This window comes from Xanthomonas sacchari (genome assembly GCF_024266585.1).
Classification (GTDB): Bacteria; Pseudomonadota; Gammaproteobacteria; order Xanthomonadales; family Xanthomonadaceae; genus Xanthomonas_A; species Xanthomonas_A sacchari_C.
On the sequence record NZ_CP100647.1, the window covers coordinates 3,220,638 to 3,235,547 of the forward strand.

The 14,910-nt window shown below is 69.9% G+C and carries 12 protein-coding genes; 2 read left to right on the forward strand and 10 right to left on the reverse strand.

Annotation, left to right across the window (positions count from 1 at the left end; translation table 11 throughout):
* Positions 1–28: 28 nt before the first annotated feature.
* The gene (locus NKJ47_RS13445) at positions 29–787 is read right to left on the reverse strand and encodes an RNA methyltransferase (protein WP_254458361.1); all 759 of its coding nucleotides are present in this window, start codon (positions 785–787) and stop codon (positions 29–31) included.
* 118 nt (positions 788–905) lie between these two features.
* On the opposite strand from NKJ47_RS13445, the gene NKJ47_RS13450 reads away from it, so the two are divergent.
* A complete protein-coding gene (locus NKJ47_RS13450; RefSeq protein WP_254458362.1) occupies positions 906–1,733 on the forward strand; it encodes an inositol monophosphatase family protein in 828 nt (275 codons plus the stop codon).
* On the opposite strand, the gene NKJ47_RS13455 is transcribed toward NKJ47_RS13450, so the two are convergent.
* The 5 genes from NKJ47_RS13455 to NKJ47_RS13475 form a co-directional block, all read right to left on the reverse strand.
* Entirely contained in the window at positions 1,734–2,504 is a 771-nt protein-coding gene (locus NKJ47_RS13455) for a DUF6796 family protein (protein ID WP_254458363.1), read from the reverse strand.
* The gene (locus NKJ47_RS13460; RefSeq protein ID WP_254458364.1) at positions 2,501–2,698 is read right to left on the reverse strand and encodes a hypothetical protein; all 198 of its coding nucleotides are present in this window, start codon (positions 2,696–2,698) and stop codon (positions 2,501–2,503) included. Before NKJ47_RS13460 ends, NKJ47_RS13455 begins: the two co-directional genes overlap by 4 nt.
* Entirely contained in the window at positions 2,695–3,870 is a 1,176-nt protein-coding gene (locus NKJ47_RS13465) for a PepSY-associated TM helix domain-containing protein (RefSeq protein ID WP_254458365.1), read from the reverse strand. Before NKJ47_RS13465 ends, NKJ47_RS13460 begins: the two co-directional genes overlap by 4 nt.
* Complete coding sequence (locus tag NKJ47_RS13470; protein ID WP_254458366.1) at positions 3,870–5,972, reverse strand: TonB-dependent receptor; 2,103 nt, start codon at positions 5,970–5,972, stop codon at positions 3,870–3,872. Before NKJ47_RS13470 ends, NKJ47_RS13465 begins: the two co-directional genes overlap by 1 nt.
* A gap of 139 nt (positions 5,973–6,111) precedes the next feature.
* Positions 6,112–7,113, reverse strand: a complete 1,002-nt coding sequence (locus NKJ47_RS13475; protein ID WP_254458367.1) for a helix-turn-helix transcriptional regulator — start codon at positions 7,111–7,113, stop codon at positions 6,112–6,114.
* A gap of 496 nt (positions 7,114–7,609) precedes the next feature.
* Between NKJ47_RS13475 and NKJ47_RS20720 the strand changes: the two genes are divergently transcribed.
* Positions 7,610–9,757 (forward strand): methyl-accepting chemotaxis protein, encoded by a 2,148-nt coding sequence (locus NKJ47_RS20720; RefSeq protein ID WP_302329795.1) that lies wholly within the window; start codon positions 7,610–7,612, stop codon positions 9,755–9,757.
* A 322-nt stretch (positions 9,758–10,079) separates the two neighbouring features.
* On the opposite strand, the gene secF is transcribed toward NKJ47_RS20720, so the two are convergent.
* The 4 genes from secF to tgt form a co-directional block, all read right to left on the reverse strand.
* Positions 10,080–11,045: a protein translocase subunit SecF gene (secF, locus tag NKJ47_RS13490; protein ID WP_254458368.1), complete on the reverse strand. Its 966-nt coding sequence runs from the start codon at positions 11,043–11,045 to the stop codon at positions 10,080–10,082.
* Positions 11,046–11,118: 73 nt separating this feature from the next.
* Positions 11,119–12,963, reverse strand: a complete 1,845-nt coding sequence (gene secD, locus NKJ47_RS13495) for a protein translocase subunit SecD (protein WP_254458369.1) — start codon at positions 12,961–12,963, stop codon at positions 11,119–11,121.
* 56 nt (positions 12,964–13,019) lie between these two features.
* Complete coding sequence (gene yajC / locus NKJ47_RS13500; protein ID WP_254458370.1) at positions 13,020–13,364, reverse strand: preprotein translocase subunit YajC; 345 nt, start codon at positions 13,362–13,364, stop codon at positions 13,020–13,022.
* A 279-nt stretch (positions 13,365–13,643) separates the two neighbouring features.
* Positions 13,644–14,789 carry a tRNA guanosine(34) transglycosylase Tgt gene (gene tgt / locus NKJ47_RS13505; RefSeq protein ID WP_254458371.1) on the reverse strand — a complete coding sequence of 382 codons (1,146 nt, stop codon included), beginning with the start codon at positions 14,787–14,789 and terminating at the stop codon, positions 13,644–13,646.
* Positions 14,790–14,910: the final 121 nt, after the last annotated feature.

Below are 14,910 nucleotides of genomic sequence, written 5' to 3' on the forward strand. Positions count from 1 at the left end.
GATGCGCGTCTTCGCGCCTGGCCTGGCCTCAGTTTCCGGCCTGTCCGGCCAGCCGCGCCATGCGCTGCGCGTCGGACAGCACGCCGCGCAGCAGGCGCACTTCCTGCTCGGTCAGCTCGGTGCGCAGGAACAGCCGGCGCAGCTTGCGCATCGCCGAATCCGGGGCACGCCCCTTGTGGAAGTCGATGTCGTCCAGGGTCTCGGCCAATTGCCCGAACAGCCCTTCCACCTGCGCGTGGCTGGCCGGCGCCTCGCGGAAGCCCGGTGCCGGCGCGGGCGCAGGGGCGCCGGCGCGCAGCTGCGCCAGGCGCAGTTCGTAGGCCAGCACCTGCACCGCCGCGGCCAGGTTGAGCGAGCTGAACGCCGGATCGGAAGGAATGTGCACGGCCGCGTGGCACAGCTGCAGTTCCTCGTTGGTCAGGCCGGTGCGCTCGCGACCGAACACCAGCGCCACTTCCGCCGGTTCGGCGCTGGTGGCGGTCAGGCGCTGCGCGGCATCGGCCGGCAGCAGCTCCTCCAGCGACACGCGGCGGCTGCGCGCGGTGCAGCCCAGCACCAGCCGGCAATCGGCCACCGCATCGGCCAGCGCCGGCAGCACCGGCGCCTGCTGCAGCAGGTCCTCGGCCCCGGCCGAACGCCGGTAGGCCTCGGTGTCCACCTCGCATTCCGGCGCCACCAGCACCAGCCGCGACAGCCCCATGGTCTTCATCGCGCGCGCCGCCGCACCGATGTTGCCGGGGTGCTGGGTCCCGACGAGGACGAAGCGGATACGGAAGGAATCGGTCATGGCGGCACGGCAGGCGAAGCGAACGGGGGCGTAGATGGTAAACTGCGCGGCCGGCCTTGGCGCCGGATTGCTCTTTTCCCCCTTCAGACCCACCTCCGCCTTCCCGGGAGCCGTTGCCATGCAAAAACCCGCCGTCACCGTCATGGTCAAGGCCGCCCGCCTCGCCGGCAACGTCCTGTTGCGCCACATCAACCGCCTGGAGGCGCTGAACGTGGTGCAGAAGGACCGCATGGACTACGCCAGCGAAGTCGATGCCGATGCCGAGAAGGTGATCGTCAAGGAGCTGCGCCGCGCCTACCCCGAGTACGGCGTGATGGGCGAGGAAAGCGGCGTGCAGGGCGGCGGCCGCTACATGTGGGTGATCGATCCGCTCGACGGCACCAGCAACTACCTGCGCGGCTTCCCGCACTACTGCGTGTCGATCGCCCTGGTCGAGAACGGCGAGCCGGTCGACGCGGTGATCTTCGACCCGCTGCGCAACGAACTGTTCACCGCCAGCCGCGGCAACGGCGCGGTGCTCAACGATCGCCGCATCCGCGTCAGCGAGCGCAAGGAACTCAATGGCGCCATGGTCCACACCGGCTTCGCCCCGCGCGAGCGCAAGCGCGCCAGCCCCCAGCTCAAGTGCGTGGACGCGCTGCTGGTGCAGGCCGAGGACATTCGCCGCACCGGCTCGGCCGCGCTGGACCTGGCCTATGTCGCCTGCGGCCGCAGCGACGCCTTCTTCGAAGCCGGCGTGAAGGCCTGGGACATCGCCGCCGGCGTGCTGCTGGTGCGCGAGGCCGGCGGCCGCGTCACCGATTTCAAGGGCGGCACCCTCGGCCGCATCGACGACCGCGGTCCGCCGCAGTTCCAGGTGGTGGCCGGCAACCTCAAGGTCGGCGACGCGCTGCAGAAGCTGATCGTCAACACCGGCTACGCCGGAGAGTTCGACGCGAAGTTCTGATCAGCGGGCCGGCATCCGGCGCGCTGGCGCCACACCGGCGCGGCCGCGCGCGCGGCGCCGGCGCAGCAGCCACACCGACTGCAGGTACAGCAGCAATTGCAGCGTATTGAAGCCGGCACCGCTCAGGGCGTCGGCGAGCGGCCCGTGCAGCCACTGCGGGCCGCCGATGGCGAGCGCGCCGAGCAGTAGCGGATTGCCGCTCAGCGCGAACCAGCGCGGATAGGCGCTGCGTCCGCTGGCCACGGCAGCGGAGAACGCCAGCAGGCCCAACGCCGAACAGGCCACCGACGGCACATAGACGATCAGCAACGCCCGGCGGAACGCCGCCGCCAGGGCCAGCAGCGGCGGGTGCGCGGCCGCATCGGTCGCCGGCAGCGCCTGATACACCGCACCGACGAAGTAGAACGCCGCATGCGCCAGCGGCGACCAGGCATAGCCGAGGAACAGGAGCAGCGTCGCCGGCAGTGCCCAGCCGCGCCCGGCCGGGCGCAGCCCGCGCCACAGATGCCAGTTGCCGAGCAGGTACAAGGGCAGCGCGAACACCGGCAGCAATGCGCCGGCGAGCAAGCGCCAATGCGGCACCGCGACCAGGCGCTCGGCCATCTCCACGTCGATCTGCGCCGCGTAGTGCTGGAACAGCAGCGGCACCTGCGCCCGCGCCACGACCTGGCCGACGATCAGCACATCGCCGGCGATCCAGCACAACGCGCCCAGCACGCCGGCCCAGCCCGCCCACTGCACCCGATCGCAGGTGCGCGCCGCGGCGCTCACGGCTGCTTCCTCCCCGCCGCGCGCGCGGATCGGCGCCAACGCCACCAGCAGCCGGCGCCGACCAGCAGCGGCGCGACGGCCAGCGCCAGGCAGACCCGGTCCGGGCCGCCCTCGGCCAGCAGCATGCCGACCAGGCCGCCCATCGCGGCCAGCGCCAGCATCAACAGCAACACGATCGCCCACGCGCCGGTCATCGCCGGTCCCCGCGCTGGCGCGCCGCCGCTGCCCGCCGATGCCGGTGCCGCCGGTCCCACCACAGCCAGGCGCCGTTGGCGGTGACGAACAGCGTCAACCAGGCGCATAGCGTCCACAGCAGCTTCAGCGGCAGGCCGCCGTAATCGCCGAAATGCAGCGGCTGCGCCAGCGCGATCGCCTTCAAATAGCCCGGCAGCTCCACCGCGGCCGCGACCTGGCCGCTGGCCGCGTCCACCAGCACCACCCGGAACAGCCGCTGGTCCAGTCCCTGCCCCGCGACCAGCACGGTGTAGTGGCGGTCGGTGGAAAAATCGGTCTGCGGGAACACGATCGAGATCACGTGCCAGCCGCGAGGCATCGCCGCCAACGCCGCCGCCTGAGCGCGGTCGACGTCCACCGGCGGCTGCAGCCGGTCGACCGCCGGACCGGCGTGCTGGCGTTGCAGCGCGACCAGTTCGGTCCGCTGCCACAGGCTCTGCGCCAGCGTGCCGAAACCGAGCAGGACCCCGGTCAGGCTGACCGTCAGCGCCCAGCCCAGCACCACGGCGCCGATGGTGTTGTGCAGGTCCAGTTGCCGCAGCCGCGGTCCGCGCCCGCGTCGCAACAGGCCGAACGCGACCTTCTTCACGTGCGGCCAGTACACCACCACGCCCGACAGCAGCGCGATCAGCACCAGCAGCGCGATCAGCGCGCCCAGCAGCTCGCCGGGCAGCCCCAGGAACCAGTGCGCGTGCAGCTCCAGCAGGAAGCCGGTCAGCGTCGCGCGGGGCCGCGTCGCCGCGTCGGCCACCGGCTGCGCGTCGCCCAGGCGGGTGTAGCGCATCCGGTAGTGATCGAAGCCGCGTTCGTCCTGCGGCGCGGTCACCAGCAACGCCACGCCGGGATGCGCTTGCGGGTCGAGCCCGATGCTGAGCACGCGCTCGCCGGGAAACGCCGCGCGCACGTTCGCCACCGAACGCGCCAGCGGCAGCGGCGGCGCCCGCCCGGCGTCCTGCGCAGCGGGCACCGTGCCCAGCGCCGCGTCGATCTCCTCGTGGAAGATCAGCACCGTGCCGCTCAGGCACAGCACCAGAAACGGCAGCGTCGCCACCAGGCCGCACCAGCGGTGCAGCCACAGGTTGAGCCGATACCAGGGCGAGGCGCCCGCCGCGGCCGCAGGTCCCTCGCGCATCAGCGGAAATCCACGCGCAGCCCGGCGTACCAGGTGCGCGGTTCGGGCATGGTGCCGGTGTTGTAGGCCGAGTACGCGCCGGCGCTGGCGAACACGTAGATCATCAGCGGATCGCGATGATCGAACAGGTTGTCGACGCCGGCGAACAGGTAGACGTTGCCCAGGTGGTAGCCAGCGCTGGCGCGGCCCAGCCAGTACGGATGGATCCGCGCCAGCGGGGTGTTCTGCACGTCGGAATGGTAGGAACCGCTGTGGTGCAGGTCGAGGTTCAGGTCCAGGCCGGAGACACCGTGCCAACTGGCCCCGAGGCTGCCGGTGACCCGCGGCGCATTGGCGAAGGCATTGCCCTGGGTGCCCCAGCCGGCGTCGTCGGTAATGCGCGTGCGCAGCAGGCCGAGGCTGGCATGCACATCGACGCGCGCACTGGGCAACCAGCGCAGGCCCAGTTCGGCACCGGCGTTGTAGGCGCGCCGCGCGTTGCGGATCACGAACTGGTAGTAGGGCTGGGTGCTGGTCAGGAACGGCAGTTGCAGCCCGCGGTACTCGCCGTAAAAGAGATTGCCGTTCACCTGCAGCCTGCCGCCGGCCAGGTCGCCGCGCACGTACAGCTCGTGGTCGCGCACGTATTCGGGGGCGTAGCTGTAGATCGTCGCCTGCGGGTAGCCCAGGGTCACGCCACCGCCGCCGGCGTTGTAGCCGCGCTGGGCGAGCAGGCCGAGCGTCCATGCGCCGCTCGGATGCCAGGCCAGGTCGAGCTTGGGCAGGAAGGTGCGCCAGGTCGTGTCGAGGTCGAGGGCGATGTAGCGGGCGGCGTCGCCGCCATCGCGGCGGTGGCGCTCGCGTTCGTAGCGCGCGCCCACGGTCAGGTCCACCCGCTCGCTCAGCGCCAGGGTGCCCTGCGCGTAGAGCGCCTCGGTGTCGACGCGGTCGTGGAAGCGCTCGTCGAACGGGTAGTCGATGGTCTCGTCCTGCCGCGAGCGGAACAGATACAGGCCGAGCAGCCCGCTGAACGCCGAGCCGCCGCGGTCCAGCGCAAGATTCGGTTCGAACGTGTACTGCTTGGCATCCAGATCGGCGATGCCCGAACGCGGTAACGCGTCGCGCTCGACGTGCAGGTCGGTCGCGGTGGCCAGGCCGCGCAGCGTGAGCCGCTCGCCGAGCGGCCACTGGGTGTCGGACAGCACGGCAGTCGCGCGCGTCCGGAACACCGGCATCTGCGGCGTGCTGGCGACGCGGGAGGTGTACGGGAACTGCGTGGTCTCCGATTGCGGCGCGGTCGCATCGGTGTGCTGCAGGGTGACCAGCTCGCGCACGCCGGGAAGCGCCTTCGGCGTGTACAGCAGCTTGGCGCGGACGTTGTGCGTTTCGAAGCGCCCGGGGCGGCGCACGCCCGAGTAGCCGCTGTAGGACAGGAAACTGTCGTGGTGCTGCACATCGGCGGCCACGCGCAGGGCCAGTTCGTCGACCACCAGCGGCGCGTTGAACAACAGCGCGCCCTGGTAATGCGCGTGACCGCCGGCGGAGAACAGCGCCGCGCCTTCGGGCGCGAAGACCGGATCGCGGGTCTTGATCGCCAGGGTGCCAGCGATGGCGTTGCGGCCCTGCAGCAGGCTCTGCGGGCCGCGCAGCAGTTCGGTCTGCTGCACGTCCCACAGGCTGCTGCTGCCGAAGACGATCTCGTTGAAGCTCAGCGGCCGCCCGTCCACGGTGATGCCCAGGCGCGGCCGCGAACCGGCGAAGTAGGCATCGACGCCGACCGCGGCGCCGGCGCCGTCGATGCCGCGGATGGCCGGCGCCGCGTTGTCGTGGCCGAGATAGACGACATTGACCGCGTCGGCGAACGCGTCGCGGCTGCTGACGATGCCGCGCCGGCGCAGCTCCCGTTCGCTCAGCACGTCGGCGCTGGTGGCGGTGTCGCGCTGCGCCCGCTCCTGCTTCTCGGCGGTCACCACGATGCGCGGCAGCGTCGCCGGCGCCTGCGGCTCCGTCTGCGCGGCTGCGCCGAAGCAGGCCAGGCCGGCGATCGCCGCACAGGCGAGCGGCAGCGGTTGCAGCGCGGGGAGACAGGACCGGGAACGGCGCGCGCATGCAGCGGGCAGCATGGAAGACCTCATCGGGACGGGGACTGGCTCGCGACGAGGGGCGCTGGCGACTCCCGCTAGGCTAGCGCCGCGGCGGTGGCAGGCGCTTTCGCGCGGCGCAACCGCGCTTGCGCGCCACGCAATTTCTGCCTCCCTGCGCTCAGCCGGGCGCGCGCGTACCGCGCCTTGCGGCCGTCGGCGAATGGCCGAAGCGGCGCCGGTAGGCGGTGGCGAATGCCGCTGGGCTGGAAAACCCGACCCGGCGGCCGATCTCGGCGGCGGCGACGTCGCACTCCTGCAGCAGGCAGCGCGCCATCAGCAGCCGCTGCTCGCGGACGTAGCCGAAGAGGGTGACGCCGTGCACCTGCTTGAAGCTGGCCTGCAGTGTGGTCACGTTGACCCCCACCAGCCGGGCCAGAGCCAGCGTGGATGGCGGCGCGGCCACGCGCGCGTCGAGGATGGCCCGCGCCAGCATCACCTGGTCGTAGCGGCGTTTGCCGATCCGCGGCACCTGCAAACGCTCCTGCGCCAGCAAGGCGGCCACCTCCGCCACCAGGGCGAGCGCGCTGCCCTCCAGGAACAGGCGGCCCAGGTGGCCGCTGTACGGGCAGTCCAGGATCTGCCTGGCGATACCGAGCAGGCGCGGCGAACGCGCCAGCGTCGCCGTCCGGTAGTCGCTTTCGGCGAACGCGCGCAGCCCCGCCAGGCCGTCGTCGGCCAACTGCGTCCCGAAGCGATCGAAGAACGCCGGCTTGAGCATGAAGCCGGCATCGCGGCTGCGGTGCGCGCGTACGATTTCCGGCCGCTCCACGCGCACGCGGTGGGCGTGGCCGATCAGCACTGCGTGCTCCAGGCGCTTGCAGACCTCGGTGTGCCGATCGATCCGCATCCGCTCCGCTTCGCCGCCGAGCAGGATGCTGCAGCTCAGCGCAGGATCGGCCTGCAACTGCACCGTGTCGCCCTTGAAGTGCAGGACGTCGCTGGCGGTGACGATCAGCCCGGGCTGCACCTCGTGCATGAGCAGGCGCCCGGAGAACAGCGCAGTGCGCAACCGCCGTGCGGACATGTCGATCGGGGTCAGCGCCACCGCGAGGTCGGCGGCACGCTGCAGCAGGCGCTCGGCGGTGAAGCGCTCTTGCGTGTCCCACAGTTCCGTTGCCATCGCCGTCGCTCGCACCCGGGGCTATCGCGCGTTTGACGCGAATGATACGCAGCAGCCTCCATTCCACAACTGTGCCGGTCGCGCGACGGCTCGGCACGGCGCTGGACGCATGCGAACGTCGACCGGACAGCAGATGCAAGCGTAGGCGACATGCGCCGGCGCGCCTGGCAAGCGGCCAACATACACGACAGCGCCACGACGCGCCGCCAGCCGCGCGCTCACGCCATGCTCACGTCCTGCACGCCGCGCACTTCACTCATGCTTGATCGGCGTTTCAGTAGAACACGGCGACGCGAGGCCCCTACGCGCGGGGCCATGGCCTGTGCGCTACGCCCGCCACGCGCGCAGCCAATAACCGCCCTCAAGATCCCCGGAACGCGGCCGATACAGGTGCGGGCATCTTGCCCGAGGTCCCCCGCTCAACCGTGTTCGCGTTGCAGGCCCTGCGGCAACGACGCCGGTTGCGCCGCTCTCTCGCATCTTCAGGAGATCCCGCGTGTCTTTTCATCATCTCACCGTCACCAAGCGCCTGGCAATCGGCTTCTGCGGCGTGATCGCCATGTTATTGCTGGTCGGCATTACCAGCCTGATCGGCTTCCGCAAGTTCACCAGCGCCGCGGCGCTGGACGCGCACACCTACAAGGTCATCACCCTCGGCGACCGCATGCTGGTGAGCCTGCTCAACATCGAGAGCGGCGCGCGCGGCTTCGCGCTGACCCGCGACCCGGCCTACCTGGCACCGTTCGAGCTGGGCGAACGCGAGTTCCGCGCGCAGTGGCAGGAGTCCAAGCAGCTGACCGCGGACAACGCGGCGCAGCAAGCGCGCCTGCAGACCCTGATGCAGGACTACACGCAATTCATGGCGACCAAGCGCAAGGCGGTGGAGCACATGCGCGTCACCGCCGCCGACAGCGACGACGCCCAGCTGGACGCGTTCCGGACCGTCGGCAAACAGCAGATGGACGGGCTGCGCGCCACCATCGGCCAGTACGAGGACGTCGAACGCGCGCTGCTGCAGGTGCGCAAGGCCGAGAGCGAGGCGCGCGCGCGGTCCGGCGAATGGACCAGCCTGGGCGGCATGCTGATCGGCATCGTCGCCGCGATCCTGCTCGGCCTGCTGGTGCGCAACAGCCTGATGCGCCAGCTCGGCGGCGAACCGGCCTACGCCGCCGACGTGGTGCGCCGCATCGCCAGTGGCGACCTGTCGCAGGAGGTGCGGGTGCCCACGCAGGCGCCGTCGCTGCTCAACGACATGCGGCAGATGCAGGAGGAACTGCGCACGGTGATCCAGGCGCAGACCGAGATGGCCCGGCAGCATGCCGCCGGCCAGATCAGCTTCCGCATGGACGAGGCGCGTTTCCCGGGCGACTACGGGCGCATGGTGCGCGACACCAACGCGTTGGTGCACAGCCATATCGCGGTCAACCAGCGGCTGATCGCGCTGATGGGCGAGTACGCCGAAGGCGACCTCAGCCGCGACCTGGAGCAGTTCCCGGGCGAGATGGCGATCCTGACCGAGACCATGGCCAAGGTGAAGCACAACCTCGGCGCGATCAACCAGGAGATCGACCTGCTGGTGCGCGCCGCCGCGCAGGGCGATTTCTCCCGCCGCGGCGAGGAGCAGCGCTTCCAGCATGCCTTCCGCGGCATGGTCGCCAACCTCAACACGATGATGACCGGCACCGAGACCAACTTGGCGGCGCTGTCGCAGTTGTTGCGCGCGATCGCCGCCGGCGATCTGACCCACACCATGCAGGGCGACTTCCACGGCGTGTTCGCGCAGATGCGCGACGACGCCAACGCCACCGTCGCGCAGCTGACCGACATGGTCGGCCGCATCCAGCAGGCCGCGACCAGCATCGACACCGCGGCAGGCGAGATCGCCAGCGGCAACGACGACCTGTCGCGCCGCACCGAGCAGCAGGCCGCCAGCCTGGAGGAAACTGCCGCGTCGATGGAGGAACTGACCGCCACGGTGAAGCAGAACGCCGAGCATGCGCGCCAGGCCAACCAGCTGGCGGCCGGCGCCGCGTCGGTGGCCTCGCAGGGCGGCACGGTGGTCGGCCAGGTGGTGACCACCATGGACGGCATCGAGGCCGCCTCCAAGAAGATCGCCGACATCATCGGCGTGATCGACGGCATCGCCTTCCAGACCAACATCCTGGCGCTCAATGCCGCGGTCGAAGCCGCCCGCGCCGGCGAACAGGGTCGCGGCTTCGCGGTGGTCGCCAGCGAAGTGCGCACCCTCGCCCAGCGTTCGGCCAGCGCCGCCAAGGAGATCAAGACGCTGATCGACGACTCGGTCGAGCGGGTGAGTGCGGGCTCGGCCCTGGTCGCGCAGGCCGGCACGACGATGCAGGACATCGTGGCCTCGGTGCAGCGCGTCACCGACATCATGGGCGAGATCGCCGCCGCCTCGCAGGAGCAGTCGGCCGGCATCGAACAGGTCAACCAGACCGTCACCCAGATGGACCAGACCACCCAGCAGAACGCCGCGCTGGTCGAGGAAGCCACCGCCGCGGCACGCGCGATGGAACAGCAGGCCGGCGAGTTGGTGGAGATCGTCGGCCAGTTCCAGGTACGCAGCGAGACCTACCCGGTGGTGGCGCAACTGGTCGCCCGCGCCACCGCCAACGTGGCCTAGGCGTTACATCCCGCGCGGCACGGACGCCGCGCAGGAGCGGGCCGTCATCGACGGCCCATCTCGCGACGCCGGAAGGCGCTGCAGGCCGGCCAACGCGCGGCAGAAGCGGCTTCAACCGCGACGCGCTATCGGTAACGCGTCGCGGCTGCAAGCCGCTCCTGCCGCAAAACGGATGTCGCCCCGCCCGCACCGGAAGACCCCGCATCCGCACAAAGAAAAAGCCGCGCATCCGCGCGGCTTTCTTGTTCGCAGGAGGGCGTGTTTCAGGACCAGGAAATCCCGCTTTGACGATTCCCCGTTCCCGATTCCCCACTCCCCGCCCTCAGGGCCGACGCGCCAACGCCTCTACATCCTTCGACTTCGGCAGCAGGTCCTGCTTGGTGACCTGGAACGGCCCGATCGACAGCAGCGGCACGGCCACGATCACCGAGGACACCACCACCACCACCGCGCCGATCATGTGGGTCAGCGCCAGGCCTTCCATCGACTCGCCGCCGTACAGGTACAGCGCCAGCGCCGACAGGAAGAACATCACCGCGGTGATCACGGTGCGCGACAGGGTCTGATTGATCGACCGGTTCAGCACCTCGATCGGCTCCACGCGCAGGCTGCGGAAGTTCTCGCGCACGCGGTCGAACACCACGATGATGTCGTTGATCGCAAAGCCCATCACCGACAGCAGGCCGGCCAGCACGGTCAGGTCGAATTCGCGGCCGGTCACCGACACGTAGGCCACCGTCACCAGCAGGTCGAACAGCGCGGTCACGCTGGCCACCACCGCGAACTTCCACTCGAAGCGGAAGGCGATGTAGATCAGGAAGCCGACCAGCATGAACACCGTGGCATAGACGCCGTTCAACGCCAGGTCCTTGCCGACCTGCGGGCCGACGAACTCGCCCGGCTTGACCGTGGCCGGGTTCTGCGGCGTGCTCACCGCCTTGCGCACCTGCTCGGCGAGGTTCTTGGTGATGTCCTCGTTGTTGTGCTCGCCCTGCGGCTGCAGGCGGATCACCACCTCGTTGCCGCTGCCGACGTTCTGCACCTGCGCGTTGTCGAAACCGGCCTTGGCCAGCTGCTCGCGCACCTGGTCCACGTCGACCGGCTTCTGGAAGCTGGTCTGCACCAGCGCGCCGCCGGTGAACTCCAGCGCGTAGTTGAAGCCCTTGGCGAAGATCACCGCGAACGAGGCCAGCGCCAGCACCAGCATCAGCACCAGGGTCGGGCGCCGAAAGCGCATGAAGTCGATCTTGGTGTCGTTGGGGATCAGGTGAAGCGGGAAGATTTTCATGGGAGACCGCTCTGCGTTTTTTTGGAACCCGCGCCTATCGGCGCGGGGTCGTGCGGAAGGTGGCGTGCGCGGCTCAGATCGCCACGGACTTGAGCTTCTTGCGACGGCCGTAGATCAGCACCGCCAGCGCGCGCGACACGGTGATCGCGGTGAACATCGAGGCGAAGATGCCGATGATCATGGTCAGCGCGAAGCCCTTCAGCGGGCCGGTACCGAACGCGTACAGCGCCACGCCGACGATCAGGCCGGTGAGGTTGGCGTCGAGGATGGTGCCGCCGGCCTTCTCGTAGCCGGCTGCGATCGCCGACTTCGGCGGCACGCCCAGGCGCAGCTCTTCGCGGATACGCTCGTTGATCAGCACGTTGGCGTCCACCGACAGGCCGACCGACAGCGCCAGGCCGGCGAAGCCCGGCAAGGTCATGGTGGCGCCGAACAGCGACATCACCGAGACCACGATCAGCAGGTTCATCAGCAGCGCCACCGAGGTGATCAGGCCGAACATGCGGTAGTACACGCTGAAGAACACCAGGGTGAACAGGAACGCGTAGACCACCGCGGTGACGCCGCGCTCCACGTTCTCCGCACCCAGGCTGGGGCCGATCACGTATTCCTCGACGAAGTCCATCGGCGCGGCCAGCGAACCGGCGCGCAGCAGCTTGGCCAGGTTCTCGGCTTCGGTCTTCTCCAGGCCGGTGGTCTGGAAGTTCTTGCCGAACACGCCGGCGATGCGGGTCGGCGCCAGCGCCTCCTCGTTGACCCGCACGCTGCGCACTTCCTTGCCGTCGACCATGGTCACGGTGGGAATGCGCTCGATGTAGACCACCGACATCAGCTTGCCGGTATTGGCGCTGGTGTAGTCGAACATGCGCTGGCCGGCGGCGTTGTTAAGCGTCACCGCCACGGCCGGCATGCCGTTCTGGTCGGTGCTGACGGTGGCGTTGACCATCTGGTCGCCGGACACCAGCACGCGCTTGCTCAGCAGCACCGGGGCGCCGCTGTCGCGCAGGCGGTAGACCTTGGCGTCGGGCGGGATGTTGCCGGTGCGCACCGCATCCTCGGCATTGCCGTCGACCACGCCGCGGAACTCCAGCGTGGCGGTGGCGCCGATCATGCGCTTGGCCTCGGCGGTGTCCTGCACGCCCGGCAGTTCGACCACGATGCGGTCGTCGCCCTGGCGCTGGATGATCGGCTCGGCCACGCCCAGCTGGTTGACGCGGTTGCGCAGCGTGGTCAGGTTCTGCTCGATGGCGCCGGCGGCAATCTGCTTCAGCTCGGCGTCGGGCACGGTCACGGCGATGGTCTGCCCGGACACCGCGTAGCTCAGGGTCGGCTGCGCCTTGGCGATGGCGGCGCGCGCGGCACTGGCGTCCACGCCCTCGCCCAGGATCACCTGGATGCTGTTGTCCGGACGGCGTTCGACCGAACGGTAAGCCAGGCGGTTGTCGCGCAGGGTGGTGCGGATGTCCTCGGCGAAGGCGTCCAGGCGCTTTTCCAGCGCCGCCTTCTGGTCCACCTGCAAGGCGAAGTGCACGCCGCCGACCAGGTCCAGGCCCAGCACCATCGGCTTGCCGCCCAGCCGCGACAGCCAGTCCGGCACGGTCGAGGCCAGGTTCAGCGCCACCGTGTAGTTCTCGCCCACCTGCTGGCGCAGCACGTCGTTGGCACGGGTCTGCGCCTGCAGGTTCGGCAGGCGCACCATCAGGCTGTCGCCTTCCTTGTCGACCCGCTTCGGGGTGATCCCGGCCGCCTTCAGGTCGGCGAGGACCCGCTCGCGCAGGGCGTCGTCGATCTTGCCGCCGCGGCTTGCGGTGATCTGGACCGACGGATCCTTCTGGTACACGTTGGGCAGCGCGTACAACGCGCTCAACGCCAGCACGATCAGGATGAGGACATACTTCCAGCGCGGAAACTCGAGCATTGCGGGACCCCGCACGACGCCACGCCGGCGTCGCGCCTAGCAGTAGGAGAAATGGATCAGGCGGACTTCAGGGTGCCCTTCGGCAGGACATTGCCGACGGCGCCCTTCTGCACGCGGATGCGCACGTTGTCGGCCACTTCGATGGTGACGAAGTTGTCGCCGATATCGGTGACCACGCCGGCCACGCCGCCGGTGGTGATGACCTCATCGCCGCGGCCGAGCTTGTCCAGCATCGACTTGTGTTCCTTCTGGCGCTTCATCTGCGGCCGGATCATCACGAAGTACATCACCGCGATCAGGATGATCGGCAGCAGGAACATCTGCAGGCCGCCACCGGCCGGGGCGGTGCCGCCGGCGGTCTGGGCCTGGGCGACGGGGATCAGGAAATCGAGCGGATTCATCGGGTGCGTCCTATGGTTTGGGCAGCCCGCCGCCCTTGGGGGCACGGACCGCTGGTTTGCCTTGAGGCGACAAGCAGCCGCCGATTATGCCACGATCTTCCCCTCCCCCCGGGAACGGCCGCGGCGCCCGTTCCCTGCCTTCCTGCCAGACCATGGTCCCCTTCTCGGGCGAAGGTGCTGTGCAGCGGCGGATGAGGGTCCGCGTGAGGCCTCGTGTCATTTCGACTGCACGAGGCTTCGCCCGGACCCTCGCCCCCTCACCTGGGGGGGAGAGGGGCTTTAGCCTTGCTCCGACGGGAGCGGCGTGGCTTCGACCCCGCGCGCCGCATAGAAAGACCGCCGGAACTGGGCAAAGGTTCCCGCGGCGATCGCCGCGCGCATGTCGGCCATCAGCTTCTGGTAGTACCAGAGGTTGTGCAGGGTGCCCAGCATCGGCGCCAGCATCTCGTTGCAGCGGTCCAGGTGGCGCAGGTAGGCGCGGGTGTAGCCGCTGCTGCAGGCATGGCAGCCGCAGCCCGGCTCGATCGGGTCCAGGTCGCGCTCGTACTTGGCGTTGCGGATGCGTACCGTGCCGAACGTGGTGAAATAGTGGCCGTTGCGCGCGTTGCGGGTCGGCATCACGCAGTCGAACATGTCCACGCCGCGGGCCACGCCCTCGACCAGGTCCTCCGGCCGGCCCACGCCCATCAGGTAGCGCGGGCGGTCGCCCGGCAGGCGCGGATGCAGGTGCTCGAGCATGGCGTTGCGCTCGTGCTCCGGCTCGCCCACCGCCAGGCCGCCGATCGCGTAGCCGTCGAAGCCGATGGCCTGCAGGCCCTCGATCGAGCGGCTGCGCAGGTCCGCATGCACCCCGCCCTGGACGATGCCGAACAGCGCCGCGTCGTTGCCCAGCGCGTCGTGCGCGTCGCGCGAGCGCTGCGCCCAGCGCAGGCTCAGTTCCATCGAACGCCGCGCCACGTCCTCGGTGGCCGGATACGGGGTGCACTCGTCGAAGATCATCACGATGTCCGAATCGAGCACGCGCTGGATCTTCATGCTCTCCTCCGGCCCCAGGAACACCTTGGCGCCGTCGGTCGGCGAGGCGAAGGTGACGCCCTGCTCGCTGATCTTGCGCCGGTGCGCCAGCGAGAACACCTGGAAACCGCCGGAATCGGTCAGGATCGGCCCGTCCCAGCGGGCGAAGCCGTGCAGGCCGCCGTGGTCGCCGATCACGTCCAGGCCCGGCCGCAGGTACAGGTGGAAGGTGTTGCCGAGGATGATCTGCGCGCCCAGCGCCTTGATCTGCTCGGGCAGCACGCCCTTGACCGAGCCGTAGGTGCCCACCGGCATGAACGCCGGGGTCTCGACCGTCCCGCGCGGGAAGGTCAGGCGGCCGCGGCGCGCGGCGCCGTCGGTGGTGTGGAGCTGGAACTGCAATCGGGACATGGTCTGGCGAACGTCGGTAAGCCGGGCATTGTCGCATTGCCGGGCCGCCGGCGCCGAACCGGCGGGTGCCATCATTCCCTAGCGGCCTCTCTGCGTGCCGGCCTGCGCCCGGAGGTGCCGA

Excerpts from the sequence above, each read along its gene's own strand:
- yajC (WP_254458370.1), bottom strand. The coding sequence starts at position 13,364 with ATGAATCCGCTCGATTTCCTGATCCCCGTCGCCCAGGCCCAGACCGCC.
- NKJ47_RS13450 (WP_254458362.1), top strand. The coding sequence starts at position 906 with ATGCAAAAACCCGCCGTCACCGTCATGGTCAAGGCCGCCCGCCTCGCC.
- NKJ47_RS13475 (WP_254458367.1), bottom strand. The coding sequence starts at position 7,113 with ATGGCAACGGAACTGTGGGACACGCAAGAGCGCTTCACCGCCGAGCGC.
- tgt (WP_254458371.1), bottom strand. The coding sequence starts at position 14,789 with ATGTCCCGATTGCAGTTCCAGCTCCACACCACCGACGGCGCCGCGCGC.
- secD (WP_254458369.1), bottom strand. The coding sequence starts at position 12,963 with ATGCTCGAGTTTCCGCGCTGGAAGTATGTCCTCATCCTGATCGTGCTG.
- NKJ47_RS13460 (WP_254458364.1), bottom strand. The coding sequence starts at position 2,698 with ATGACCGGCGCGTGGGCGATCGTGTTGCTGTTGATGCTGGCGCTGGCC.
- secF (WP_254458368.1), bottom strand. The coding sequence starts at position 11,045 with ATGAAAATCTTCCCGCTTCACCTGATCCCCAACGACACCAAGATCGAC.
- NKJ47_RS13465 (WP_254458365.1), bottom strand. The coding sequence starts at position 3,870 with ATGCGCGAGGGACCTGCGGCCGCGGCGGGCGCCTCGCCCTGGTATCGG.
- NKJ47_RS13470 (WP_254458366.1), bottom strand. The coding sequence starts at position 5,972 with ATGCTGCCCGCTGCATGCGCGCGCCGTTCCCGGTCCTGTCTCCCCGCG.
- NKJ47_RS13445 (WP_254458361.1), bottom strand. The coding sequence starts at position 787 with ATGACCGATTCCTTCCGTATCCGCTTCGTCCTCGTCGGGACCCAGCAC.